The following is a 24,640-nucleotide window of genomic DNA, read 5'->3' on the forward strand; positions in this document are numbered from 1 at the left end:
TGCCAAACCAATCGCAACTGTAGTTTATTTTTCTCTTTTTTTTTCCACGTATGCTTTGTAGTATGCAACCCCAGGATATTGATAAGGTTTCGCCTCGTAATCCTCTCGACATATCAAATCACCAACTTTAGTATCAACCTCCATGTTTTTCTCTCTCACTACCCGTTCTTTTTCTTCCATTTCGCTACGCTGACGCTCATCTGACTTTACTTGTTGATCTCGTTTACTTTCATATCCCCAATGGCGGCTGGATTGAATCCATTTATCTGCAGACTGAGATGGTCCCCTTTCAAGGGTAGTGAATCCATCAACCTTAAAAATAGGGACATCGTCTACTGAGCACCAACCATCTAAAAAAACACCTGATTTACTTTGGCAATATCGAGACATTGACTCTCGAAATGAGGTTTTCGTGCAATGAAGACCAGCATTACTAGATGAATAATTCAATCCATAATCATTCACGAATATTTCCCCCGAGCTAAAAAGCAAATCGTCAATTCTCCCTATACACCCTGAACGTTTAACCACATCAGAAGCATAGTCTGCAGCACGATGATATTTACTCGGTTCGGTGTTTTCTACGTTATGCACTCCGCACCCAGAAAGGGCGACTGAAGATGTGACCAGTGCTAACAACATCCTTTTCTCCATAAACCTCACTCCTTTTTCAATCTAGAATTGAAACAACCTTCTAATTATGCCTTGTTGAGCCACTGGGATTCCCTGATATATCCACTCCGCCTATCATGGGTAAACCAGTAGCTGGGTTATATCTATCAAACTCAACAGACTTGAATTCCAGTTCAACCTCATTGTCATCCTCTGATGAATTTAAGACAATTTGTGACTCAATCCAATTTTTATAACTTTTACATCCACTAACCCTTCGCAATTCATACAAAGACCCAACTACAATTGCCAACAAGGTAAGTAGTGGCGGGAATAATGTCGCAATAGGTATAAATGCATACCAAACTATTTTATTGCACTCATATCCTGGAAGGTTATTTTTCTCTTGAATTTTGGAAGACAAATATAAAAACAACCCTTGCCATATAAAAACAAAAAAGACGAAAAATAGTATTTCCGGCAACGGCCGCTCTGACAGATAACACGCTACAAATTGTATAACCATCACTAAGCACATTTGAAAAACATTTTTCATCCTACTCTCCCATGCGTACCCTTACTACTTATGTTTATCTTGATACTCTTTAGCCTTCTTCATCAACTCTTCAGGGCTATCCGCCCCCGGCACCCGCTCTTGAGACTCTTTTTCCATATTATACGTATTTGCCTGCGAAGATTGCTCTGAATTATGATGTTTTTGCAGATCAGAATACTGTTGACTTATGCCACCTTCTTTATCTCGTATACTTCCTCGAGTATCAGCTATATTTTCTCTCGATGTTGTGAGCATATTATCAACTTGACCTTTTACATCATCCTTAATTCCAATGTTCTGTGTACGTTGTTCGATAGTAGCCTGATGAGACTGGTGATCGGCAATAACATCGCTATTTCCACCGCCACCAGAAATGGCCCCCATACCATGGCCAACATTTCCTTTAGCTGCTGAATATGATGCATCAACGCTCGGTTGTACCTGTTCCTGAACAAATCCCCAAGCCAGTTCCCGACGTTTTCCTGCGATTTCTGCTGAGCTGGTATTAGTAAGCAATGTATCTGCATCTTGAGGTGCATGTTTACGGACATACTGGGCAAACTGCTGATTTAGATCCTCGCTCATTTGACCACTCATACTTTCTGTACGAGACGCCATTTCAGCATATTCATGGCTACGAGCCTGACTTGTGGTGTACTGATCATAGCTCTGTTTTGCTGAGTTCAACGATGCCGAAAGTTGATCTGCTCGGGAAGCCGCATTATTGTCCGTATGGCTCCCAGATTCACTGACTTTACGGCTAGTAAAGTAATCACTCGCCTCCTTAAAGTCCTGGGTTGCTCTTGCATCCATATCATGGCGGGCATCGTGGCTACCTCGAGTACTACTGGTTGCCTGGTGAGTATCATCATCACTCCAGTCGACACCTGCTTTCACGCCAGCCTGAAAACCTACACCACCACCGTTGCCAAGAAGTTTAAATCCAGCACTTCCTTTGGCGTGAACATCGCCATAAAGCCCAGCAGATGCTCGAGAACTGCGCGCTGACAGCTCTTGTGTGGCCTGTTCGTTACTAATGTTATGCCCCTTCGCATAGCTTTCTACTGCGCTGCGCATTCTGCTGGCCATCATAGAATCCTGAGCACTCATAGTGCTGTCTGCACCACTGGTCAATGAATCACTGCTACCACGGTTTGAGCCAAATTGACTGAGCGTATTCCATGCGCTACTCAAACTACTGTTATATCCATGCAATGCACTCTCGGACTGGCTTTGTGCCTCGCGGGCCATTGCCTGCTGTGCGGTTGCAATCTGACGAGTCATGTTGATACTCATAGGAATACGTGACGTAGCACCACTGGAATCTGTCACTACACTGCCATCACGCATTTGCGTCGAACTGGCTCCGTTAGCCAACTGTTGGCTCATTTGTCCAAATACTGTTGAGCTATTGGTATTCCAGTTAAAACCACTCACATTTTCTGTCTGCATGTTGGCGTAGGAGTAGTTACCATCAACAGCACCAGAGGCAGCAGTGGCTGCAGGGCTGATAGCGGAAGAGGCCAGATGGCTGTAGAGATTTGAGAACCCCGCCCCCAGTCCCTTCAGCATTCCCCATGCAAGCGGTGGGATTAGCATGGACAGATAGCCTGCCGTGGTAGCGAGGTCTGAGTATTTTATCTGCACCTGTGACAACTCCGAGAGAACCACTGGTGAACCGTTGGCCTTCGCATAAAAGGTCATGCAGCTGTTGAGGATGGCGTAAAGCAGTGGCCAGCTCTGCACCCACATGATAGCCAGCACGTACCCCTTCAGCACATTAAGGGTGACGGCGTTAAACATCCCGCCCAGCACCATCAGGGGGAATATTCCGATGGTCAGACCGACAATCAACGTCTGAGACATAGGTAGTGAGCGTAATGCCACCTGACCGACCGTCGCATGCGCCAGCCGCTGCTTCTCCATCGATGACGTAGTGGCGATATTCAGCAGGCTTGAGGTGTCACCGTTGCGGGCTGCATAGCTCATGATGCCATTTCGCAAAGCGTTCATCGTCACATTCTGACGGACAATCGACGCGGCGCTCTGACCGGCACCATAGAAATAGTTATAGCTGTCCCCGATCATCTGGCTGAACAAAATGTCAGGATTCGGACGTCCGCCAAAAAGCTGACGCACGTAGTAACTCCATGTTTTTCCTCCGGTCTGAGTATCCAGGGCAAGCTTTGGCTTAATTACCGCAGCGGCTTCTTCACAGGTTAAAAACTGATTATTGTTGTTGAATATCCCCCTCAGCGGACTCGGCTTTGAGAAAATCAGCGTATACGGGTCTGCGCTGTTCATTAGATCTTCCATGGTATATTTTCCGTTCAGGAAAATATCGCCCATCACGCAGTTCTGCACATAGTCCGTGAATATCGTCGTTATTTCTGGGTTCTGTGATAAAAAGTCCGTACTGCGTGAAACCAGATTCGCCCCAAATATCATGCCGGTTTTGCTGTAGGTGATGCTGTCGGGCTGTGAAAAGACCATTTCATACCCCTGAACAAGGGCATATCCAATTTTGGTGGTCAGCGATGCAGGCAGTGCCAGCCCGACGGGCACGTTATCGACTTTATAGACCTTTGTCTGATTACTGATATCGATTATTTGTACGGAGGTGCGAACACTGACCAGCAGCGACATCAGCACAATGACGCCTGCCCAGCCCAGCATATCCATGATGTTGTGCCGTCGTATCCACGAAATGGCTACAACCAGCACAGAGAAAGCCGTCGCAATACGCCGAATAACAACCCAGTTCTCCGTCGACATGAACGTGACGATGGCATTCAGCGTCTGCGTCAGCCAGTCGCCGCCCGCGATGACATAGATTTCCTGCATCAGCGCGCCCCCCCGAAGTGATAGTTGTTCTGGTAGCGCTGCAGCATGCGTGCCGAGACCTGCTGGCGCATATAGCTCATCTGGCGGTCAACAACCAAAAGCGCATCCTGCTGTACCTGCACCTGTGCCTGGAAGGAGGCTATCTGCCGCGTGGCTTCGTTGAGGTTATTATTGATGCTGTCGATAACCGCCTGGTCATAGTTTCCCGTTGCCACCATTGCACGGGCCTGCTGGACCAGCTCCTGGATGTACTGGAGAAGAATGTCGTAGCCGATGTAATCGGTTAGCTGATAAACGAGGCTGTTAGAAACCCCCAGCATCTGGGGATCAACCAGGTACTTGAAGACCGGGATGGTAGTACTTGTGATAAATCCCTTCTCTTTCTCGGTTAACTTTAGATCGGCAACGGCTTTATTCTGAATGCTGGAAAGGATGTCTTTTATCTGATTTTTCAGTGCATTTTTCTGGCTGATCGTGACATTAGCATCGGCAACCACCTTCAGACATTTATCGCTGTCATTACAGTGATACACCCGTGCAGTCCCCCCCTCCATCATGGCCCGAATAAGGTCGCGATCGGTCGTTCTTGCCGGAAGCGGGGTTATATTACCCTTCTCATCAAAGACCATTGTTCCGGTCAGGGTCATGATGAACTCCTTAAGCTCTTTATTCCCGTCAAACATGCGGTTCTTTCCGAGCGCATTCCAGATGACATTGATATTCTTCGTTATGCGCTCTTTATCCTTATCACTGGCCTTATCACGGACCTTATCCATGCTTCCCCCCACCGTGCAGCCCTGACGGGATGCCGCCCAGTCGGCAAACATGTTGCTCTCACCGGCAATGTCCTGGCAGACCTTCTGCTGGGAGACCTGAGTGCGCGGAAACAGACCGCCGACAATCCCCTGCGCCGCCTGGCAGGAGCTGAGGTTCATGCTGTTAATGTCGCTGGCCATCTTCTGCAGGAAGTCTTTAGCAGTCTTGATTTCCGGTACCGTAGTCTGCAGCGCCAGATCGAAGAAGTATCCGGCCGCATTGGACATAATCTGCTTGGCGAAACGCTGCAGCTGATCGCTGTTAATAAAGCTGAAGGAGCCCAGATAGGCATCGATACCGCCGCAGCCGGCGTTGATGTCGGGCAGCGTCATGGAGATAAGCTGGACGGTTTTCACCTGCGTACGGGCATATAGTGAGCCACCCGTGGCGTAGCCAGCGGCCTGCCCCTGCCAGACCTGTGGCTGGCTGGTATTGGAGTCAAAGCCTAGCTTATTAAAGAAGGTGTTCATGTCGCTGTTCACGTCCGCACTAACGGTTGTTGAACAGACGAGAAGCATGCAGCCCAGAAGACTGCGGTGTCTGAACAGGTTTATCATCATTTCACTCCGCGCATCTGAAGGACCGTATCCATTCGGGCCATAAAGCCCTGTTCGTCGGTCGCGCCCTGCAGCAGGGGCAGGGCTTCAAGGGTGTTTACGTTGACGAGAAAGGTGGTTGGCGTGGCCACGGGCAGGTTAGGGAAAAAGGTTTTCATTACCTCCGGCGGCGCGGGCAGCGCATCGGGAAAGGACGCATCCCCCTGACCGTCGATGGTGTAGGCCATCACCCCAAACCCCACCCGTGCCGACAGCGACTTCAGGACCGGATCAAACTGGTGGCAGTACGGGCAGTGTCCCTGCATAAACAGCACGACCTTCCAGTCGGCCAGATTGACCTGGCGCCCGTTGCTTAGGCGGTACCAGACCGGCTGCTTCGCCGGAAGTGGCTTAGCTTCAGGGTCTTCCGGGGATGTAGGCAGAGATCCCGACGCTCGCGCCCCCTGTGGATGCCATAACGATTTGATCTCGTCCATCGTGGAAGCCTGTGTGGCCAGACTGAGGGTCATGAGCGCCACGGTAAACACGGTATGTCTAAGGTTCATGTCGGCATCCTCCGGCATCACGGGCCTTTTCGGCCTCACGGGCGGCATCTATCCAGCGGTTGATGATGCGGTATCCCCCCCAGAGCGCCATCGAGACGCCGATTATCTGCGCCAGAAGAATGGCCATCTCCGGCTCGCGCCGGACCAGGCGGGAAACAATGTGAAACCATATCCCGAGGCTCAGCACCCATAATCCGGGCACGTCGAACTCAGGCAGGCGAAAACGGAATTTACGCATGCGAACTCTCCCTGTATTAAAAGTTGGGGGCAAAATCTGTGGAAACGTTGAGGAACTGCTTCGCCAGGTCATCCTGGCTGATAAAGCCATACGAGACGGGTTTGACCGTCCCGCTTTTAGGATCGGCCAGCATCAGCGCCGGGAAGTAACGAATACCCAGCCGGCTGGCCTGTCCACCGTCCATTCGGGTATCCGGCAGGAGTGGATTCACGATACCGTCCACGGAGACCGGAATGACGCTGAGGTGATACGTCTCGCGGAAGTTTTTAATGACCTGAACCAGCTGGCCGTCGATCGGGTCCTGTCCGCGGTAGAAGAACATCACGCCATAGTGCTGAGCCAGCGTTTCAATGGCGCGGCGCTGGTCGGCAAAGTCCGCCGCCAGCTGGTTGCGCACGGTACCGTTGTAGTGGCTGTGCTGCAGGTTGTAGTCCAGTTCGGGGTGCTCGAGCATGGCTTTTTTGGCGCTCATCGAGAACAGCCCGGCCTGCTGCGTCCAGTAGTTCTGCAGGCGGAAGTAGCGGGTAAAGTTCTCCACGCCCGGATACAGAATGGCCTCGTACATGGCGCGCTTCGTGGCCTGCTGAAGCGTGGCAAGCTTCTCCATGATGTCCGGCGAGGCCTGCTGAGGCTGTGCTGAAGAGGATTTGTCGTCCTCCGGCATTCTGTGCGATTCGTTGTACCACTGCCAGCCGGCATCTTTTCCTGTGGCGGAAAAAACGCTGCCAAGAAGCAGCAGCGCTAACGCTGTCTTTCTCATTTTCACTGGAACCTTCCTTATCCCGAAGCAGGTCGGTTATCGTTTGAAAAGCGGGTTTAACAGCCACGCCAGCAGAACTCCCGCCACGAAAAGCGCAACCATCAGCGCCATAAAAAACACATCGATGCGCGATGTTTCATCAACGATATTCCCGCACCAGTAAAGCACCGGTGAGGCGACAATCAGGCTGATGATAAGGCGTCCAGTAAATCCTTTAATTTTCATGATGGAGAGTCCTGAGTGAGTAATGAGTGGCTTACTGTTTGTTCTTCAGCTGCGCGGCGATTTCCTCGCGGACGCGCTTCGTCAGGGTGTCGTTATCCGGGATTTTCTTGTTCTTTTGCAGATCGTCGAAAAAGTTCGAGAAGTCGAGCGCTTCAAAATTAATTTGCTGCAGCTCGGTCTGGGTGATGCCGCGACAGTCCGGGCTGCTGGCCTTGCCAAAGCCGATGTGAAGCTGACCGTTACGTCCCTGCTGCTGCACTATCTGAGCCAGCTTAGAGTCAAACTGACAGTAGCTGCGCTTTTTCTCGAGACAGACGCCGAGCACTTTTTTTGAACAGAACTCACCGATACTGACCGTGAGCTTATTCTCTTTGGCCTTGCCCAGCGCTTTCTCCTCGCTGCTGCACCTGGCAAGCCCGACGTCCTGGCCCCAGCCGCCGTCTTTACAGCAGTTGCTGAATCCTGCCGCAAACTTCTTGCAGAACTTCGCGCTGCCGGTAAAGGCGCGCACGTTAACGCTGTTAATGGCGGCCACGTCCTTGCCCGCAGCGGCCAGCGCGGCGAGTGCCGAAACGACAGGTGCAAAATCGTTGTTTTTACCGTTCTGCGCCCGCTCACAGTCACCATCAAGACAAAAGGTGTCGCCGCCGCATATCATCACCTGACCGGAAGTACGCGTTTCACAGGAGTACGTCGCGTATTCATGCAGGCAGCCGCTGCCGTCTTCTGCCGTGAAGGCGCAGGTGCGTGAGGCAAGCGTACAGGCCGGATTGTCCATGTAGGTTTTGCAGGTGCCATTGTCAGCAGCCTGGGTCATATACGTGTCTTTGTACTTCCAGCAAGCCTGCGTGACCGGGTATGACACCCCGTCAACCACGACCGTTTTTGTGCTCCCCGGCTCAATACATTCGGTCTTTTTGAGCGTACCTTCGCTCTTGCTGAACGGGCAGGATTCGTTCCAGACCACGTCCGGCACCCATTTTTTGTCCGTCACCTGCATGGTCAGGGTGGCGGTCATCCAGGCCTGCGTACCGCCCTGCATCCAGGACAGCGTCTTCTGAGCATATTCCCGACAGCGGGATTGTTTACCGCTCAGGCAGTTTTTGTTGAGCATTGCCCCCTGTGGAGAGTACTGTCCTGCGGTCAGCGCAGCCCCCGCGGCACCGGGCAGCGCCCATCCGTTATCCCTTTTAGCCACAGAATCCGCATTTACGCCCCACCACGAGAAGCCGTAGTACATATTTTTGTCATTAAAATGGACGGCAACCGACGCGCTCAGCACGGTACCGGTTGCAGGCGCACGGAAGCTGAAGTTCACCGTCTTGTTGCCGTCGTATGTATAGGTAAAGTCGCTGTTGGGCACCGTGTAGGTGCGCGTCACCGTGGTGTTTTCGTAGTGGCCGGTAATGCTGGCCGTGCGCGTACAGGCCTGCTCAACCAGCAGGTCGCGCTCACAGGTATAGTTGGTGAACTCGCTGCGGCTGATGTTCTGCGCTTCGCACTGCGTCTGCCCCGTTTTGCCGATGATGGTATCGGCGCGGGACTGGACATCCTGGCTGGCCTTAATAAACGGCGCGTCGGGTGAAATGGGCTCCTTCGGGTTGTTAACAAACGAGTCGGTGACGGCCTTTGTGGCCTCATTAGTAGTCCAGCCCGTGGTACCGTCCGCTTTCAGCGCACCATCACCGGTCGCCGTCACGCCGCCATAGTACTTCTTCTCACCGGGCGAGGCGGTATAGTTGGGGATAGACGCTGAGGGGTTAAAGTTTTTCAGGCTGCTCTCCCCCTGCCCCTGTACCTGACGGGCAAAATCAGCCCCCGCTCTGTACTGCGCGTCAGCATCGGCAAATGCATTTACGCCCGCCATCGTGGTGGCAATGGCCAGCACCGGCATCAGTATTGCTCTTTTCATCGGGCCTCTCCTTTACTAAGCAGCTGTTGCGCCTCATCCCTGCACTCGCCCTTCTCCACCACCTTTTCCAGCGCCTGCTTCAGATGAAGATTGCCGCGAATCACGTCGTGGCCCGCCTCGCAGTACACCACCAGGGACGGCACGCTGGTGATCCCGTACTCACGAAAGCGGGTGGGATCGATGGCAACACCGCTGGCTGAACCGTCCTGAACAAGCGCCATCACGGCGGTTGCCGTCGTTTTCATGTCGTTGTTGACCATGCCCCGCAGGGTGGCGGGAATGTCGTAGCGGCGCGCCTCGGTCAGCATGCGCTTAAGCCCCGCCTGCGGGATGGCAAAGGAGACGAAATAGAGAGCGCCGTGCGTCGGTTTATCCTGCAGGTTCTCGCGCTGGCGCTGTTTCAGCTCCCCAATAAATCGCGCGTCGTCTGCTGAAAGAGGGTTCTGGCGCACCTGCTGCTCCAGAATCTGGCGCAGCGGCGCGTTGTCCTGCCCCCTCAGCTGCTGGCTGAAAGACTCCTGCTGACGAATAAACTCGCGGTTCGCCTCATCAGCCCCTGACGCCAGCGCAGTGCAACAGTATGCTGACAGCAGCAGCGCCGCCGTCAGACCGGACAGAGTTTTCATGGAAGTTTCCTTTTTCTCAGAGGAAGACGCAGTTGCGCTTGCGCCAGAGCAGATAGCCGTAGTTTTTCTTCGTATTCGGCGGGTTACGCCCCGTTTCCCAGCGCATGACCGTTCGGCCGAAGGGATGGCACTGCGCCACGTCCGGATACATATTCACCATCTGATAGCGCCAGCGCGTTTTGGGAATAATGGGTGACGGATACTCGAAGCAGACCTTTTTATCCTCCCCGATGCTCTCCATTATCTGCCCCTGACGGTGCAGCTTGAACGCCATGCGCTCGCTGACCAGAACGGAAGACTGCAGGGGGCTGGACTCATTGCTCACCCAGCCGTTAAAGGGATACATTGACCCCTGCGATCCGGCGCACCAGAACAGCGCGTCAACCGACGTTTTTGCTGCACTGGCCACCGCGTCGGCCGCACATGCGCCCTGCGCGATGGGGTTGGCAAAAATGACCGCCTCCGGATTCAGAATGGAGGTCAGGGCGCTGTCCCCCCATGTCGGGTCGATTTCAGACAGGTATCCGATATCCAGATCGCCGCCCTGCAGGCACCCGAGGGAGGTGATGATGTTGAGCCAGTACGTCAGCGGATATTTGTACCAGTGGACGTGGTAGAACGCGCCGTTCACCTGTTTTTCATCCTTTTTTGCGGTGCCCATCCCCATTTTCCCGAGATTAATGGTGAATCCACCGAGGTTCACCATGCAGCCTGGAGAACGCGCCACATCGGTCATGGCCATGGGCTCCCAGTACCCTATTGCCAGGCCGATGCGCTGAAATACCGGGGGCGGCATTGGACAAAACTGTATCGGGCTCCCGGGATTGGACGTGTCCGGTAAATCTCCGCCCGTGACTTTTGTGCTGCCGAGCGACAGAGGAAACATGCAGCGCCAGCAGATATCGGTGATCGGATTGAAGAAACGCCCTTCGCAGGCGGCGTCCGCCGAAGCCACGGGGCTGTTGCCCAACAGAAGCAGCCCGAACAGACACGCAGTCAGCATTTTCACCGGGCACCTCCTGCGTCATACTGCTCCATATCGGGCGGAATAATTTCCACCTGAAGGCGCTTCCCGCTGGGTGCCGCCGTTACCCGCGCCGGCACCTGGCTTATGCCGAACCGGGCGGTCAGCACCCCGTTCTGGTCGAAGAAAATGCGGCTGTCGAGCTTCTCCGACGTCTGCGGAATGTTGCCCTGAACCAGAATGATGCGGGTGATCAGGGTGTCAGGCTTCTGTCGCTGTACCCACGCGAGCTGCTCCGCATCGTCGCCGTTGATAAACAGCAGGGTTTCGTTAAACGGCACCACATCAAGCGGATTAAAGACCTGCCCGGCCTGAGCAAACACGTTGCCCCTGTCGTCGGCAAGCGCCTTGTCCACCCGCACGCTCGGGTCAAACCAGCGCCGCTCGTAGCGCACCGCGCGGGTTATTCCCTCAACGGCAGGCGGGCGCTGGCTGTTGCGCACCACGCGTGCCTTAAACTCCGCCATCTTTTTGTCCATCTCGCCGGACTGCGCCAGCGTCTGCAGCCGGCTTTCGATAACGGTCAGCATATCCGGCTCCGCCACCGGCCAGAGGTCGCCCCACGTCCCGAGGTCAGCGGCCGTCACGCTGCCGGTCAGCAGCGTCAGGCCCAGGGCAAGGGCGCGCATCACGCCCCCTCCTTCATCCGGCGGGCCACGTCAGACTGGATTTCACGCGTGATATCCGGCGCCCCCTGCACCACGGCAGGTGCGACAAGGATGAGGGCACGATGGCGGATCTGCCAGTCCCGGAGGCTGGCCTCCAGTGACGCGTTAAAGCGGTCTGAGAGTGCTTTTGTCTGCGCCTCGTCCAGCGAACGGCGACCGGCGCTGTCAAAGAAGGCATCCACCGTGGATTTCATGTTGAAGGCCACAACCACAGGACGGTTAAGCTGGCAGACCAGCCAGCTGACGCCTGCGCTCGCAGCCAGCATGCCGGCAATCAGCGCGGCGTTAATGAGTACGTGTTTTTTCATGAGATGGTCTTCCCTTCATGCTCGTGAAGCCAGCGCTCCAGCGCGGCCATTTCCGGCCCGGATTTTTTCCACGCCAGCTCCCAGACGGCTTCGTGAATACTCAGCCCCTCCCGGCGTCGCTGCTGCAGAAACTCAAAGTCCGGACCGTCCGAGGAGTACATTGCCCGGCTGAGCGGATCGACGAACAGGCGGTGCCAGGACGTCAGGTGCTCAACCGACAGCATAAAGCTGCTGAACCAGTTGTCCTTCGCGCTGCCAAAACCCTTAATCATGTCGCGCTGCAGCTGCGAATACTGGTCCGGGTACAGCTGGTTGTACTTGGCGAACTCTTTAGCCGACTGCTTGAGGATAATTTTGTAGGACGAGTTACCCCATGCCGCGCGGGCGGCGCTAGAGGCCGTTTCCGAGTCAAAGTCGACGATGTTCTGCGTAATGGTGATGTACGACCCGGTATGGCGACGGGCGGTACGGTAGCCCTTCTCGATAAACGCCCCGACCTTGTTATTTTTGAAGTCCAGCAGGCGCCAGCCTTCGTCTATCACGTTGAGCTTCTTCAGGCTGCGCGGCGTGCGGTACATGCGGTTCTCAATGTAGAGAATGAGCGAGAACATCACCGCCACCAGAAGGGACGGCCTGTCCTCCAGTCCGCCGAGCTCAAGCACCACCATCCGGGCTTCGTCCTTCAGGGACGGTTCGTCGGAGTTAAAGTAACTGCCGTACACCCCGTCGCGGGTGTACTGGGTCAGCAACACCACCATCTCATCGAGGCGGCTGCGGATGGTTGGCGATCCGCTGTACTCCTCGCTGTCGCGGGCCATCATCAGGTAGTCCACCACGTCGTCAATGCGCGCCTGGTTTTTCTTCGTAAGCCAGGTGGCCTTCACCGCCTTGAGCAGCAGACCTTCGTGCACCTCGTCCAGGTTGCCGTTGGGGCTGGCCATCACGGACAGCTGGTCCCGCAGGCGTTCGGCCATCTCATCGATGGTATCGTCGGTGACGTTAGCGAACGGGTTAAACTTCAGCGTCTCGCCGTCGAGGTAGACCCCGCCCATGTTCTCGCAAAGTGACTTGTAGCCGTCGCCCATGTCGAACACCACGGCGAAGCCGCCGGAGTCGATGACGCTGCGTATCAGGGGCTGGATAAGCCCGGTTTTCCCCGCGCCGGAGGTGCCGCACACCGCCATATTGAAGTTGGTGTTACCCATGCCGCGGCTGAACAGGTCGATAAACGCCAGCTGGTTGCGGTAGGTCGGTGCCAGCAGGCCGGAAGTGGCCAGCGGGCTGTCCGCCACCACCGGCATCAGATTGGCGACATTAAAGCTTTCGGCGCGCTGCAGCACGCCAGACTCGCGCAGCTGCTTAAAGAGGCCGCCGCCCGCCATAAACGGCAGATTCACGAGAAAATTGCGCATATGGTTAAAGCGTGGGGAAATCAGCTCGAAGCCATTTTTACGGAAGCTGTTCAGCACGTCCTGCTCGACCTTCAGCGCAGTTTCCTGGTCATCGCGGCAGAAGAGGGTCACGTTCAGAAAATAGCTCACCAGCGAGGACTGCCCGGACGACAGGCGCTGGCGCAGATCGCCCCACTCTTTTGCCTCCTGCGCCACGCCCGGGAAGAACTTGGCGTAGCTGGTCTTGGACTTCTTCTCAAGATCCATGAACTTCAGGTTGGCCTCGTTCTGCGCCTTCACCTGGTCTTCCACGCTAAGGACCAGCGTCAGGATAAACGGGCACGAAACGGACAGTTCCGGGTTGAGAAGGTTGCTGTAGTTGTCGGCCATATTCCAGAGGAAGGCCAGCTCCGGATTTTTGGTCAGCTGAAAATTCATGATGCGCGCGGTGCTGTTGCGACCGTTACCGCGCAGCCCCAGCGTCATGTAGTCGGCCTTCACCTTCAGGTCAAAGGTATCGTCCACGCACTGGTAGTTCAGATCCTTGAGCGGGTCCAGTTCCCGTTCGGTGGGATACAACGCATCCGGGTTGTGGTTAATCATTTCGCCCGCAATGCGGATGAAGGCATCCGCATCCACGCTGCAGGTGGCTATCTGCGCCCCCTGCAGCGAGGCGCGGATGATTTTGACCTGGTTTTCCATCTCCATCACGCTGGCCTTACTTCCGCGCTTACGGGGGACGCAGCAGGAGATGTACACCCGGTAGTTACGCAGGGTCAGCGGCAGGTTGAGGTGATCGGGCAGCGGGAACCCTTCTTCTGCGGCCCTGAGATAGTAGGCGCGGGTGATGGCGTTGAACGTATCGGCCTTTTCCCCCGTCCATGAGAGCTCGCGCAGGCCATACTCGATATCCTGACCCACCAGATGGCTGGACACCAGGTGAACGGCCACCGGCACCTCGCGGGGCAGCTTGGTGCGCATCAGATTTTCCAGCGACGACACGATAGTTTCGTTGGCGCCGTTGATGGGCTGCGCCTCCAGCATAAAGCCCATCGTCTTCTCGTTCATGAAGAGGCCGGTTTCCGCATCGTAGTCGCGGTACGGCAGCACACGGCTGAACTGCGGGAAGCGCATCTGCCCGAGGACATCGTTCGCCTCAGAGGACGCATCGGGCATCTTCAGCGCCGTCAGTAGCGAGTTGACCGTGCGGGTGACGGTATCCAGTGGATTACTCACGGTTATCCTCCTTTTTATTGTCGGCCGTTTTTACCGTTTCCGTCGCAGGGGCGGGGCGGCTGGCAGGGATACCGTAGCGAAAACGCGCTGAGCGCATCTGACCGTACAGGCAGAAATACGGACGGCATCCCATAAGCAGCGCCGCCCCTGAAAACACAATGGCCATCACAATCCACAGCAACTTAAACGCACTCAGTGCTCCGTCAACATGACCGGCATATCCTTTAGCATCGGTGACGACGCTGCCCCGGTTATGGCAGACGGCTGAGGGAGCATCATGCAGCGTGAGGCCGGAGGACTTGCCCTGCGGGGCTGGAGGTATAAAGGGGTCTAAAGGTTCATCGCGGCAGGCCGCAATACGAAACTCGCCACTGCTGACGTTATGCGTGACGGCCATAATTTCCTGCGCCATCGCCTCTCCGGGCGTGGCGTTCTCCATCCACAAAAGCATGGCAACCAGCAGCATCAGCGTGGCGGCAGGCCAGATAATCAGATAGTGAAAAGCCCAGGCAAGCCATCGAAGGCAATACAGCAGGACGGACAGAAGCTTAAGCATCATTCCCGTTACCTCCGGGATTCAGCGGAAACCAGACGCTGCAGTTGTGTCTGATAGCCTCCGCCAGCCTCTCCCCGTCCTCTCCGCTGTACAGCGCTTTAATCCGGCTGACGTCAGACTTCGCCAGGAAAAACCGGGTCATCTGCTGTTTTGTTACGCTCATACCTGAGCCTGCTTTACCCAGGAACAGACAGTGCCCACGCTGGCGTTGCATTATGTGTTGAGAAATCCCAGCCTTCCCGTCGAGGGCGGGAGCGCTCTGCTGAGACGCTGAAAGCCAGAAGTCACGCTCTGCGGCATTAACACAGATGACACGCATCCCCTGCGCCTCGCAGCAGGCCGTAATATCGTTAAGGTGACGGGTTTTCCCCGGACCACCGTTATCCCTGGTTGTCATGATGTTCGTCTCCTGGTTTTTTGCCATCGTTCTGAATGTCTTTGCGTAATTCACGCCAGTCGCGGAGTTGTCGTTCTGATAAAAAGGTCCGCATAACATCAACGCTGATGGCTGTCTTACCGCTACCGGTTTTCCCCACGACCATCACATTGGTTTTTCTTCTTCCCATCGGTCACGTCAGATACTGTTTTTGTCGTATTTCCAGAACCCGCTGGCATTCCGTACAGGTACGTACGCCCGGGATGGCCTGCTGCCGCCTGAGGGGAATGCGATTGCCACAGCATTCGCACCGTTTACGGCTTTTGCCCTCCAGGCAGGACTGCTGCCTCGCGGCCTGTATATGAAGCTGGTTCAGCAATTCGTCCTGCTCCTGCAGGAGATCGAGTTCGTCTGCCATCAACGCTCCCTGCTCACACTGTCCGGACACGCTACCGCCCATCCCTTTTCACGTTTCAGGGCACGCGTGATAACGACGGATTGTTAAAATGGGCGCCACACGCGGTGGCGGTTCAGGTTTCAGTTAACGCGCGGGGTTCCCCACGCTGAGGGTTTCACAACAAAAAACACCCGCGTCGGCTGGTGATAAACGTCCTGCGTATCGATATAGGGCGCGATCCACAGCCCGGCCGTCTTTTCACCGACGCGAAGCGGCCTCGGGTCCACGATGGACTCGCGCCCTGGCGGCGGCGCAATAACCGGCGTGACCGTGGAGAGCGGCGCCCGTGAGGCTGAGTGCGGCTGCGGGCGGGGGAGAGTTGGTGTACCCGTCAGCGGTGTATTTCTGGATGCGACGGCATGCACCGGTTCAGCCGCCAGCGTGAGGGGCTGCACGGACCGGGTCCGGAAATTACCCTCAGCCAGGCGTGGCAGCGATGTCGCACCCGGCTTTACCGTGCTGGCCTCCTCCAGTCGTTTGGCTTTCTCATTGGCCTGCTCGATGGTCATGCAGGTGTCGGATGTCGTCGCGTTACACTCAAAATCGCTCGTTGTACCGGCACATCCCGACAGCGTCAGGAGACTGGCCAGCGTGAGCGCAACAGGCACTGTCTTGTTCATTTGCGGTTCCTTTACGTGGGGTTATTGTGAGTCGGCCTTCGGCATAAACTGGCTCTGGTTAAGCCTGCCCAGCTGGTTGAGCATCTGGTCGGTACTGAACCCGTTCATGCCGCCCTGCGGGACTGACGGCGGCGGAACCGGACTGCGTTCATCGCTCTCCGCTTTGCGTCTGTCATTATCGAGCGCCAGCTCTTCAATGGTTTTCAGCTGAAAACCGTCCTGAAAGACAACGGTCACTTCGTTACCCGCCCCAATCGGGATGACGGGGTGGTACTGCTCTGCGCGTTTGATGTAGTAGTCGCTGAGGGTCTGAGCGGCTTTGGAGGCACCTCCGCCAATCCCCATCTTCATCACGTCACCCGCGCCGAGGGATGCCGTGGCGCCGAGTCCGACCGAAGGCTGGGACGCGGTCTGCACGCCCTGACCGATGCCGTCAACAAAACCCGCGCCCCATGCCCAGCCGAGGATTTTGCCGTTTCGCATCACCACCTCACCCTTGATGCCGTTTTTACCCCGGAAGCTCACGTGTCCGGCAATGGGCTGGTCGATGGTGACGCCGTGCTTCAGGCAGCTGATGTTGCGGGTGCGTACGATGGCGCGCTCGCTGGACACGTCGCCCCAGGCCTCAAGCCCAATGAAGCAGCCGGTGAGGTCGTAGCTTTTGCTGTTGGGCATTTCCACCCTGCCGGTAATGCGCAGCTGCATCGGCACCGTGGACTCGTTACCGGTTACGGAGGCGTTGGCGTCAGCCCCCTCAATCAGCATCGATTTGGCAAAGCTGCCCGACGGGATGTACGGCAGGGACGGACCTTTGCTCTCGTCGCTGCGGGCAAAAGACTGCCGACGCAGCTGGTTGGGTACGGGGATGGGCTGGTACTGTACCTGCGCCGGCGGCGTGACGCCGTTACCCGGATAGAACGCGGTCGGCGGCGGGACGGCCCCCGTCTGTGGCGGGAAACCGGTCGGCTGCGGCTCACCTTCAGGCCCCGGCGCAGGCACTGGCGGCTGCGGGGCCGGCTCACCCGATGCGGTGACAGGTTTTGCCCCCAGCGCGCTGACCTGAGCGGAAAGCGCCGCATTGTCCTGGTTAAGCTTGTCAATCTGGTGCTGGTAGCCTGCCTGCCCCTTGCTGAGCAGCTCAAGCTCGCGGCGCATTTCGGCATACTGCTTCTGCATTTCGGAGGCGGTAGCCTGCATCTCGGTCGTGGCATGCTGCTGCACCTTCTGGTCAAAGGTGCTGTCCACCACGCCGGTCATATCGGGCGCAGGCTCGTCGGCGGCTGCCGCATCGCTGCTGCCCTCGTAGCGTGCATCCGCCAGATACCAGCCGCCGCCGCCCACCACGCCTACGGTCGCCAGCACAATACCCAGCCAGATAAACTGCTTGCGCTTCACCACTGAATTAATGCTGGCCATCAGCCGCACCTCCGCTGCTGATAATGAAGACCTGCAGGGCGCCGCCCGCCATCAGCTGACGCGAGGCTTCACCAAACAGCAGGCCGCGAATGCCGCTCTGCCAGAAGTCGCTTTCCGCGATGTTGCGGGCCATCCCGGTATTGTTGGTGACGCGATAGCGCACCACCTTAAGGTGATTACCCACCCAGACGCGCTCGGGGACTGCAGAAAGTCCGGCGGGAGCGTTGAGGGCTTCATGCGTAACGGGGATAGCCTGCCAGCCGGACGGAAGCTGCCCGCCCAGCAGATGCTGGCTCAGGGAAACCAGCGTGGCCTCGTAGGGGGAGGACTCTTCCCAGGTGCGCGCCGCTTCGCCCGTACCGGATAGCTCGCTGACCAGCCGGATGGTTCGCCCCGCGCCCGCACGCGGCACAGCCTGTACCGAGAAGTTGAGGCCGCGTTCGGTTTCCAGAATAAACGTGAAAGGCTTCTTGTTGAGGGTGCTGACAATCACACCGCCGCTTGCCGTTTGTTCCTGGCGCGTCAGCTCACCGTCGAGGCTGGTCAGGGCCGTCACGCGGTCACCTGCGACCGTGAAAAGGTTCGGGTCGGTGTTGCTGACCGCGATGCTGGCCTGTCCGCCGTTCGTCAGTGGAACAATCGTGGCAGAGAGCGCAGCGGGTGCGGCGACCGTCTGACCGGAAGCGAGCATCAGCAACGCCAGCAGCGCACGGCGACTATTTTTGTTCATCGGTGATTTCTCCGAAGTGACTGAGCCAGCTGATGCCGTCCTCACGCTCGAACTTGAGAACGTACTGTTTCAGCTCGGGATACGGTTTCGAGTCGCCTATCCAGGTCTTCAGCTGGCCCCGCACGTCCACGCGGCTGCTTGCCGGATAAACCTTCACGCTGGTCATATAGAAAGACGAGTTAACGTTGTTGTCCTTAATGCGCTTCGCATCCTCAGCAAGCCGGATTTTCAGCTCGTTCTGCGCTGCGGGTTTGACATAGGCCAGCAGCTGCTCATGAGAGGCATCAACGGTTTCCGGGGTAACATTCAGGCGAAGGGCGATAAGCGACAGGGCCATCTGCTGCAGGTAGGAGGCATCCGCCTGGTTCTGCGACACGGCAAACGGCGCGTTGAAAAGCATTGGCGTGACGATAGACTTCTGCTCATTCTGAAGACGGTAGTTGTTGACGGCCTGAATAACATTGGTGGTGATACTTCCCAGAATAACCACCCCCATGGCAATAAAGCCGATGGCAATAACCCGCTGTGTACTTAATCGTGCTCCGTGTTCCATCTGATTATTCCTGTCTATTTAATCCACTGGCGGTAGCATGAGTCGGGTACATCATGAAAAATCCCCCTCAGCAGTGAGGTCGGCATATACCAGTAGACCAGGTCCCGCAGCCATGAACTGCCCCGCCCTTTCTTGAGCTTTTTAATTCCGAGATAGGCCAGTACGGCAGCGATAATTCCGGGAATATAATGCTGGGTCCAGAATCCCCACCCCAGGCAGATAATGGCCGGAATAAGTTCATCCACAGGAAGGCCAAACCAGCGGCTCTGATTCGTCAGGGTTTCGGGAAATCGATATTTTTTGAGAGATTCATCTGCCATATATGTTCCGTCTCCGGTACAGCTGGCAGTATGGAAATACCTGCCAGCCGGATTACAGGCAAAGCCCTCCCGTGAATGCTCGTGAAGGGCATTCAGAATTAAACCGGAATTTAATAGTCGGAAGTGGCTCTGAACGGCTGTCGCTGGATATCAGTATCCTGCGACAGACATACCTACCGTGACGAATACGGACAGGATCGCAAAGCCCGCCAGGAACTTGAGGTTCTTGGTCGTCATATACATCACGGCGCCCACCAGAACTTCGGCAAGAATAACCCACTTAACCACGCTGGAATCTTTACCAAATGTTCCTTTAACGGTTGCATCGCCGCTGGACATCAGATCTTTACCCGCAGTCGAGGCCAGAACCGTTTCAGGGAAAAACGCAGCAAGGGCTGCGACAGGCAGGGCAAACTTCAGCGCTTTGAGTAACGCGACTTTGCTGAATTTTTTCTTTGCAGGGGTCGCGGGTACAGCGTGAATAACAGATACATCAGTCATATTTATTAATCCTTTAAATGTTAATGAAACAGCCATAAAAAAGGCCAATAATTCGTTAATGCCATTCAGTCGAAATTATTAGGTATCACCTCCACCATTTCAGCATTGTAAAAGTCGGGGAACTTGATCAGATGGTCATGAAGCCTTTCCCGTACTTCATAAGTCTTACACCATCCACTTCGGTTTTTTGCATTGATCAGTTTTAAGTTAGTTTCCTCATCAAACCTGACGGTCACAAAAAAACTCTTAGAAAAGTCTGGATTATCCATAACCCTGAACATAGGGAATCTATTGAGGTGATCTCTGACCCTAAAAAAAACCTCGAATCCGCGGCTTCTGCCACTTCTCGACGTAGCAGAACGCAATAAACTCTCTGTCACAGAATCGAGTTTGAGCCTGACGGTATTTCCCAATGCTGGAGAGCTGCTATATCTCCTCATCACAACCTCCTTATTAAAAAGACATGCGGCAATAATATCCCAAAGAAGCACTCAGAGCGATATACTAAAAGTTCCCCATTTCTTAACAAAGCGCTAACAAACCAGATTTCATAATTTCGCCTTACGAAGTAGATTGCACTTAGAATTAATTAATTCGAATGCATATCTGTGAACACTAGGTAAGAACGAGTGAGTCTTGAGATATAGAATCATGTCATCTTTATTGTCTATTTCCATAATAGAATAAGCTTTGGAAATTCTTTTCTTTGAAGCACCCGATGTTACACTTAGCAATCGAGATATAAATTCATGCGTAAAACCGCTGAAGAAAAGACAAAAGCTTTGGTAAACACCTGGCTCAAGGACTAAAGCAGGATTTTTAATTTCGCAAACATCATTCATAACGTGATTAAGATATCTGCTATTGGCCTGACTAAAAACCACATCTTTTATAAAATGCCACAATATATACGATTCAGAATTAATACAAACCACCTGAAACAGAACACACCAGTAAAAATAATCCTCTATAACAAAGCTCTTTATTATTGCCATATCAGGATTAGCTAATGCATCGACCTCTTTTTCGAGAAGTGCACATTTCAACTCAAGAGGTAGTTTTTCAAACCAGTAGGCAGAGTCATATTCACAGCCTTTTATAACATTCGAAAAATTGTGATTTGAATATACAAAGACACCAGAAGAATTTCTGATACAGATAGGAATTTCAGAATTATCAAAAATTTTGAATCTTGTTGCTTCTTGTTGTGATTGACTGGAATCAGAAGAACGCATAAGATCGCGCGCACTCATATAACCTCCTTGCTAGGCTGTGTGGGTAGCTGGTACTTAGGGGGGCAATCCCTGGGTACCAGCGATTCGACAAAACTCGCCGACAATCAAATTTTAGTTAGGACACTGATAAAATATACCTTTACCTTCAGTACTTGTCATTAAAAAAACACAGTTAAATGTGATTTTTAAGACATCTATATAGTTAATCATTATCGGTTTCTTCACCTGACTCTGGAAAGAAGGTTTCCACGATCTCTTTAACATCATCTCGAATATTCTGAACCATTCCCCTGAACTCAAACTTATCGTTTCCTGCAATATGTGGACTCATGGACTCCATTGCGAGAAGCTTACTGGAAATAAACTGTGTTTTAAGTACGGCTTCAAGAATAGTTTTATTGAAAAGCATCTGGTTGAACGGCGACTCCTTGCGCTCCATTTGCGCCTCATAGACACGCAGACCTAGTTCGACGAGCATTGATATAACGCTTGAACTACTGACATCTTCTTTCCTGGCCCCCTCTGCACGACGCTGTTCGACGATAGCATTTATTTTATTTACCACGTCGTCGCTTACATATGCTTGTATCTTTGCCAAAGCTCATCTCCTTTTTTTGTGCTGTGGAAGGATATTATTTTGACTGTCGAATAGCGCCTTCCCACCGTCAATACATCCGGCGGATTGCAGGCGATTCATCCAGTGGTTTTATGACGAATCGTAGGCGATTCACATGGCGGATTGCCGACGATTCACCATCACACAATGTTATGAAATATATATCGTGAATCGTACATGAATCATTAATGAATATCCAATGATTCATACAGTAGTCGCAAATGAATCTTATAAACTTCCACTCTGGAACTGAGTGGAATTTAAAAAAGATAAGTGCATGACTTGTAAAGTTAATCAGCAAAATTTTAATTTTGCGTGGGGTGTGGTGCTTTTGGTGGTGAGGAGTGCATATTAGTTGAGTCTGGGCATGGGATGGGTTAACGTATTTCCGGCATGGTGCCCGGAGGGAAGAAATGAAACGGATTGCTCTTACGTTTTTAATGTTGGCTTTTTCTGGAATGTTGAACGCTGCTGATTGTTTTGATCTGGCAGGAAGGGATTATCATATAGATCCGGATCTGCTTCGGGCAATCTCCTGGAATGAATCGAACTTCCGCACAGACGTTAAAGGCTACAATCCTGTTTCGGGCTTTGGCTCCGGACTTATGCAGGTGGACTCCCAGCACTTTAACGAACTGGCTCGTTATGGAATAAAGCCGGAGCACCTTATTTCCGATCCGTGTATGAATATCTACACCGGGGCTTACTATCTTGCAATTGCATTCAAAAAGTGGGGAGTCAGCTGGCAAGCCGTGGGCGCTTATAATGCAGGTTTCAGGAACACAGAAGAACAGGCGCAGAGAAGATATGTCTATGCCAGAAAAATTGAGGCAACATATCGGGCGATAAAGAATAATAAAAATGCAACGCAGACTCTTGCAAAACAGTAAAAAGACCTCAACAGGAGGTCTTTTTATTCATCCAGTATTTATTTCGTCAATCAATAGCCCGATAAATTAAATCTGCTTCAGGGTGTTTTATGATACTGATGTAGTCTTTCAGTGCATCCTGACGAGCGACGAGGTGTTTACAGACTTTCGAATATTCAGGCCCCATATCTGCAACCTGCCAGGACAACCAGTTCATGATCATCAGGGTCGCAATAATTCCGGCAGCATCGGCACTGACCTCTGCTTCAAAGTAATTACCGGGAATAACCATGTTATAGCGCTGTTCTCCTTCCGGTGCGATATATCCTGTTTGCGCGGTTGTGAATCTGACACAGTTCGGAGCCACGTTTCCTCCGGTGCCCTGCGGAATAATCCAGTAACGCCAGAAACCACCATCATAATCTGAATGCTGACGTAACCAGCTGGCAATCATGTTATCAGCAGAAGGCGTAAAAAAGAGCGCAGGAATAAAATCCAGACGTTCATCACCATCTGTAACAGAGTAGCGCTGGCGTTTATCGACTTTAAATTGTTCGGCTGATTCACGAGTGGCGGTTTTGACGTTTAATGTGTGCATTCTGGTTTTCTCCTCATTGGGTTATTACATCGTTCGACTTCATCACTGAGCGGCGAGGGGCAATGAGCAGCTGACAGTAAGGAAATAAAGGGGCGCGCAGCGTTTATATACCCCTTTATTTCCTTACTGGCTGATGCTAAAAGCAGCCCTCCGCGAACTGATGAAATCGGGCGATAGTCACACAAGGAGAATGCACACATCCCGTAACGGAAAATCGGCGTAAGACGAATTACCGTTACGGGCTTCAGAGTGGAGGTAATTTATTACCGCCACGGTGAAAGCGGCGCATCCATTCTGGATGCAGCAAGCGTGAATTTGAATTTGCGTCAGGATGGACGCCCGAAGGGCGGAGACGGTTTACCGGCTCCGTTCACGACAGCCGTGTCCCTTCAGGGACGACGCCCGGAAAAGAAAGGATAATATCCATATCCGCAGCAGAATAATAAAGACCATCGCCAGCAGGAGAATGAGGAATATTAACCACCTGACCAAAAGGCAGGAACTTCAGACTACCACGCGCCGGAATAATGCAGGCAGCGCGTCAGCGCAGCCTGCTTATTCTGCGCCGCAGGCGCGCGGCCTTTGATGCCACGAAAGGCAGGACACTCCCCTGCCCTTCTGGATAGCTATGCAGCGTCATTTATACAGCGCAAAACTTCGCGCATGGCACTGACACGGCACTGATCGTCCAGGCGCTTCTCAAAGTTGTTGATGTAGTACACCGGAGTATACCGAACCCTGTTAAGCTGCATCGTCAGCGTATTTCCCGTGACCACCTCGGCAGGAATACCCAGAAGGGAAAGCTGAATAAACGCCATATCGGCCGCGACAGGATCGATATCGATGCAGCTACCGAACATATGCTCAGACGGGTTATAGCCCGCCTCCAGCAGATATTCTGCATACGCCACAATCATTCCCGCCGCACCGCTTGCCGGATCGCTGACGGTCACGAATCCCTCACGACGTATCGTTTCGTCGACGTCCGGCATCAGCAGCCTCGCCAGCAGTGACTGGACGTGATACGGCGTGAAATACTGTCCGTTGCGGTCGTCGCCAAGCTCAAGCTCCATGAAGATCGCGCCGAGGAAGTCGTGGAATTTGGCCTCCAGTGCGCAGACCATCAGGCAGAAGAGCGTATGCAGGTTGCTGATATCGCTCTCGCTGTACTTCGCGCAGATTTTGCGGCTCTGCTCAATATTCTCCGGCGTTCTTATCCGCGCCATATCCAGCTCGCTGGCGGCCAGCGCGATAAAGTCGCTGAACACCTCCCAGCGGCGCAGGCTGCGTGCGGTATCCCTGAACACGCTGATAAACTGGCGGCGGGTCTGGTCGATTGTCATCATCCGGTGCGGTATCGGCTGTGCATTCACGGTGGGCAATACGGGTTTTGCGGGTGTTAAGGGTGCGGCTTCTCTCGCCTGATCAAAGAAACTGGCAAAACTGAGTTGAGACATATTTCCTCCTTAAATGCC

30 protein-coding genes are annotated in these 24,640 nt (G+C 53.8%); 1 reads left to right on the forward strand and 29 read right to left on the reverse strand.

Features of this window, described 5'->3' with window-relative positions:
• Positions 1-24: 24 nt before the first annotated feature.
• From V4835_RS00115 to traM, 27 genes are all read right to left on the reverse strand, one after another.
• Complete coding sequence (locus V4835_RS00115) at positions 25-642, reverse strand: hypothetical protein (protein WP_320723625.1); 618 nt, start codon at positions 640-642, stop codon at positions 25-27.
• A gap of 52 nt (positions 643-694) precedes the next feature.
• Positions 695-1,168 carry a surface exclusion protein gene (locus V4835_RS00120; RefSeq protein ID WP_172689108.1) on the reverse strand — a complete coding sequence of 158 codons (474 nt, stop codon included), beginning with the start codon at positions 1,166-1,168 and terminating at the stop codon, positions 695-697.
• Between the two features lie 24 nt (positions 1,169-1,192).
• A complete protein-coding gene (gene traG / locus V4835_RS00125) occupies positions 1,193-4,012 on the reverse strand; it encodes a conjugal transfer mating-pair stabilization protein TraG (RefSeq protein ID WP_320723624.1) in 2,820 nt (939 codons plus the stop codon).
• Entirely contained in the window at positions 4,012-5,385 is a 1,374-nt protein-coding gene (traH, locus tag V4835_RS00130) for a conjugal transfer pilus assembly protein TraH (RefSeq protein ID WP_045379406.1), read from the reverse strand. The genes traG and traH overlap by 1 nt, the downstream gene beginning before the upstream one ends.
• On the reverse strand, positions 5,385-5,930 hold the full coding sequence (gene trbB, locus V4835_RS00135; protein ID WP_060446834.1) for a type-F conjugative transfer system pilin assembly thiol-disulfide isomerase TrbB: 546 nt from the start codon (positions 5,928-5,930) through the stop codon (positions 5,385-5,387). Before trbB ends, traH begins: the two co-directional genes overlap by 1 nt.
• Positions 5,920-6,168 (reverse strand): type-F conjugative transfer system pilin chaperone TraQ, encoded by a 249-nt coding sequence (traQ, locus tag V4835_RS00140; RefSeq protein ID WP_008324126.1) that lies wholly within the window; start codon positions 6,166-6,168, stop codon positions 5,920-5,922. Before traQ ends, trbB begins: the two co-directional genes overlap by 11 nt.
• A 16-nt stretch (positions 6,169-6,184) precedes the next feature.
• Complete coding sequence (traF, locus tag V4835_RS00145; RefSeq protein ID WP_060446849.1) at positions 6,185-6,928, reverse strand: type-F conjugative transfer system pilin assembly protein TraF; 744 nt, start codon at positions 6,926-6,928, stop codon at positions 6,185-6,187.
• Positions 6,929-6,964: 36 nt separating this feature from the next.
• Positions 6,965-7,153, reverse strand: a complete 189-nt coding sequence (gene trbE, locus V4835_RS00150; protein WP_025759809.1) for a conjugal transfer protein TrbE — start codon at positions 7,151-7,153, stop codon at positions 6,965-6,967.
• A 31-nt stretch (positions 7,154-7,184) separates the two neighbouring features.
• Positions 7,185-9,065 carry a type-F conjugative transfer system mating-pair stabilization protein TraN gene (gene traN / locus V4835_RS00155; protein WP_060446833.1) on the reverse strand — a complete coding sequence of 627 codons (1,881 nt, stop codon included), beginning with the start codon at positions 9,063-9,065 and terminating at the stop codon, positions 7,185-7,187.
• Entirely contained in the window at positions 9,062-9,691 is a 630-nt protein-coding gene (trbC, locus tag V4835_RS00160) for a type-F conjugative transfer system pilin assembly protein TrbC (RefSeq protein WP_049047529.1), read from the reverse strand. The genes traN and trbC overlap by 4 nt, the downstream gene beginning before the upstream one ends.
• A gap of 16 nt (positions 9,692-9,707) precedes the next feature.
• Positions 9,708-10,694, reverse strand: coding sequence for a conjugal transfer pilus assembly protein TraU (gene traU, locus V4835_RS00165; protein WP_320723635.1), 987 nt, complete (start codon positions 10,692-10,694; stop codon positions 9,708-9,710).
• A 2-nt stretch (positions 10,695-10,696) separates the two neighbouring features.
• Positions 10,697-11,344 (reverse strand): type-F conjugative transfer system protein TraW, encoded by a 648-nt coding sequence (gene traW, locus V4835_RS00170; protein WP_060446831.1) that lies wholly within the window; start codon positions 11,342-11,344, stop codon positions 10,697-10,699.
• Entirely contained in the window at positions 11,344-11,691 is a 348-nt protein-coding gene (gene trbI, locus V4835_RS00175; protein WP_060446830.1) for a type-F conjugative transfer system protein TrbI, read from the reverse strand. Before trbI ends, traW begins: the two co-directional genes overlap by 1 nt.
• Positions 11,688-14,318: a type IV secretion system protein TraC gene (traC, locus tag V4835_RS00180; RefSeq protein ID WP_320723623.1), complete on the reverse strand. Its 2,631-nt coding sequence runs from the start codon at positions 14,316-14,318 to the stop codon at positions 11,688-11,690. The genes trbI and traC overlap by 4 nt, the downstream gene beginning before the upstream one ends.
• The gene (gene traP / locus V4835_RS00185; RefSeq protein ID WP_058670651.1) at positions 14,311-14,877 is read right to left on the reverse strand and encodes a conjugal transfer pilus-stabilizing protein TraP; all 567 of its coding nucleotides are present in this window, start codon (positions 14,875-14,877) and stop codon (positions 14,311-14,313) included. Before traP ends, traC begins: the two co-directional genes overlap by 8 nt.
• The gene (locus V4835_RS00190; protein ID WP_058670650.1) at positions 14,867-15,271 is read right to left on the reverse strand and encodes a hypothetical protein; all 405 of its coding nucleotides are present in this window, start codon (positions 15,269-15,271) and stop codon (positions 14,867-14,869) included. Before V4835_RS00190 ends, traP begins: the two co-directional genes overlap by 11 nt.
• Positions 15,255-15,440: a hypothetical protein gene (locus V4835_RS00195; protein WP_016674194.1), complete on the reverse strand. Its 186-nt coding sequence runs from the start codon at positions 15,438-15,440 to the stop codon at positions 15,255-15,257. Before V4835_RS00195 ends, V4835_RS00190 begins: the two co-directional genes overlap by 17 nt.
• Positions 15,441-15,443: 3 nt before the next feature.
• Positions 15,444-15,668 (reverse strand): TraR/DksA C4-type zinc finger protein, encoded by a 225-nt coding sequence (locus tag V4835_RS00200; RefSeq protein ID WP_320723622.1) that lies wholly within the window; start codon positions 15,666-15,668, stop codon positions 15,444-15,446.
• Between the two features lie 119 nt (positions 15,669-15,787).
• The gene (gene traV, locus V4835_RS00205; RefSeq protein ID WP_320723621.1) at positions 15,788-16,327 is read right to left on the reverse strand and encodes a type IV conjugative transfer system lipoprotein TraV; all 540 of its coding nucleotides are present in this window, start codon (positions 16,325-16,327) and stop codon (positions 15,788-15,790) included.
• A gap of 21 nt (positions 16,328-16,348) precedes the next feature.
• Positions 16,349-17,743, reverse strand: a complete 1,395-nt coding sequence (gene traB, locus V4835_RS00210) for an F-type conjugal transfer pilus assembly protein TraB (RefSeq protein WP_063132065.1) — start codon at positions 17,741-17,743, stop codon at positions 16,349-16,351.
• Positions 17,730-18,473: a type-F conjugative transfer system secretin TraK gene (traK, locus tag V4835_RS00215; RefSeq protein ID WP_331411005.1), complete on the reverse strand. Its 744-nt coding sequence runs from the start codon at positions 18,471-18,473 to the stop codon at positions 17,730-17,732. Before traK ends, traB begins: the two co-directional genes overlap by 14 nt.
• On the reverse strand, positions 18,460-19,026 hold the full coding sequence (traE, locus tag V4835_RS00220) for a type IV conjugative transfer system protein TraE (RefSeq protein ID WP_025759824.1): 567 nt from the start codon (positions 19,024-19,026) through the stop codon (positions 18,460-18,462). The genes traK and traE overlap by 14 nt, the downstream gene beginning before the upstream one ends.
• 14 nt (positions 19,027-19,040) lie before the next feature.
• Positions 19,041-19,346, reverse strand: coding sequence for a type IV conjugative transfer system protein TraL (traL, locus tag V4835_RS00225; RefSeq protein WP_045911931.1), 306 nt, complete (start codon positions 19,344-19,346; stop codon positions 19,041-19,043).
• A 150-nt stretch (positions 19,347-19,496) separates the two neighbouring features.
• Positions 19,497-19,847 (reverse strand): type IV conjugative transfer system pilin TraA, encoded by a 351-nt coding sequence (traA, locus tag V4835_RS00230; RefSeq protein WP_071667438.1) that lies wholly within the window; start codon positions 19,845-19,847, stop codon positions 19,497-19,499.
• Positions 19,848-19,912: 65 nt separating this feature from the next.
• Entirely contained in the window at positions 19,913-20,287 is a 375-nt protein-coding gene (locus V4835_RS00235; protein ID WP_040218544.1) for a TraY domain-containing protein, read from the reverse strand.
• 108 nt (positions 20,288-20,395) lie between these two features.
• Entirely contained in the window at positions 20,396-21,100 is a 705-nt protein-coding gene (locus V4835_RS00240; protein ID WP_071667437.1) for a hypothetical protein, read from the reverse strand.
• Positions 21,101-21,284: 184 nt separating this feature from the next.
• Positions 21,285-21,680: a conjugal transfer relaxosome DNA-binding protein TraM gene (traM, locus tag V4835_RS00245; protein WP_040218546.1), complete on the reverse strand. Its 396-nt coding sequence runs from the start codon at positions 21,678-21,680 to the stop codon at positions 21,285-21,287.
• A 431-nt stretch (positions 21,681-22,111) separates the two neighbouring features.
• Here traM and V4835_RS00250 point away from each other — a divergent pair, with 431 nt between their 5' ends.
• Complete coding sequence (locus V4835_RS00250; RefSeq protein ID WP_172689098.1) at positions 22,112-22,588, forward strand: transglycosylase SLT domain-containing protein; 477 nt, start codon at positions 22,112-22,114, stop codon at positions 22,586-22,588.
• Positions 22,589-22,634: 46 nt separating this feature from the next.
• On the opposite strand, the gene V4835_RS00255 is transcribed toward V4835_RS00250, so the two are convergent.
• Together V4835_RS00255 and V4835_RS00260 are read right to left on the reverse strand one after the other, a co-directional pair.
• Positions 22,635-23,165, reverse strand: coding sequence for an antirestriction protein (locus V4835_RS00255; RefSeq protein WP_172689097.1), 531 nt, complete (start codon positions 23,163-23,165; stop codon positions 22,635-22,637).
• Positions 23,166-23,791: 626 nt separating this feature from the next.
• On the reverse strand, positions 23,792-24,622 hold the full coding sequence (locus tag V4835_RS00260; protein WP_320728313.1) for an N-6 DNA methylase: 831 nt from the start codon (positions 24,620-24,622) through the stop codon (positions 23,792-23,794).
• Between the last annotated feature and the right edge of the window lie 18 nt (positions 24,623-24,640).

The organism is Enterobacter cloacae complex sp. CARB60, from assembly GCF_036487345.1.
In the GTDB taxonomy this organism is placed as follows: domain Bacteria; phylum Pseudomonadota; class Gammaproteobacteria; order Enterobacterales; family Enterobacteriaceae; genus Enterobacter; species Enterobacter asburiae_D.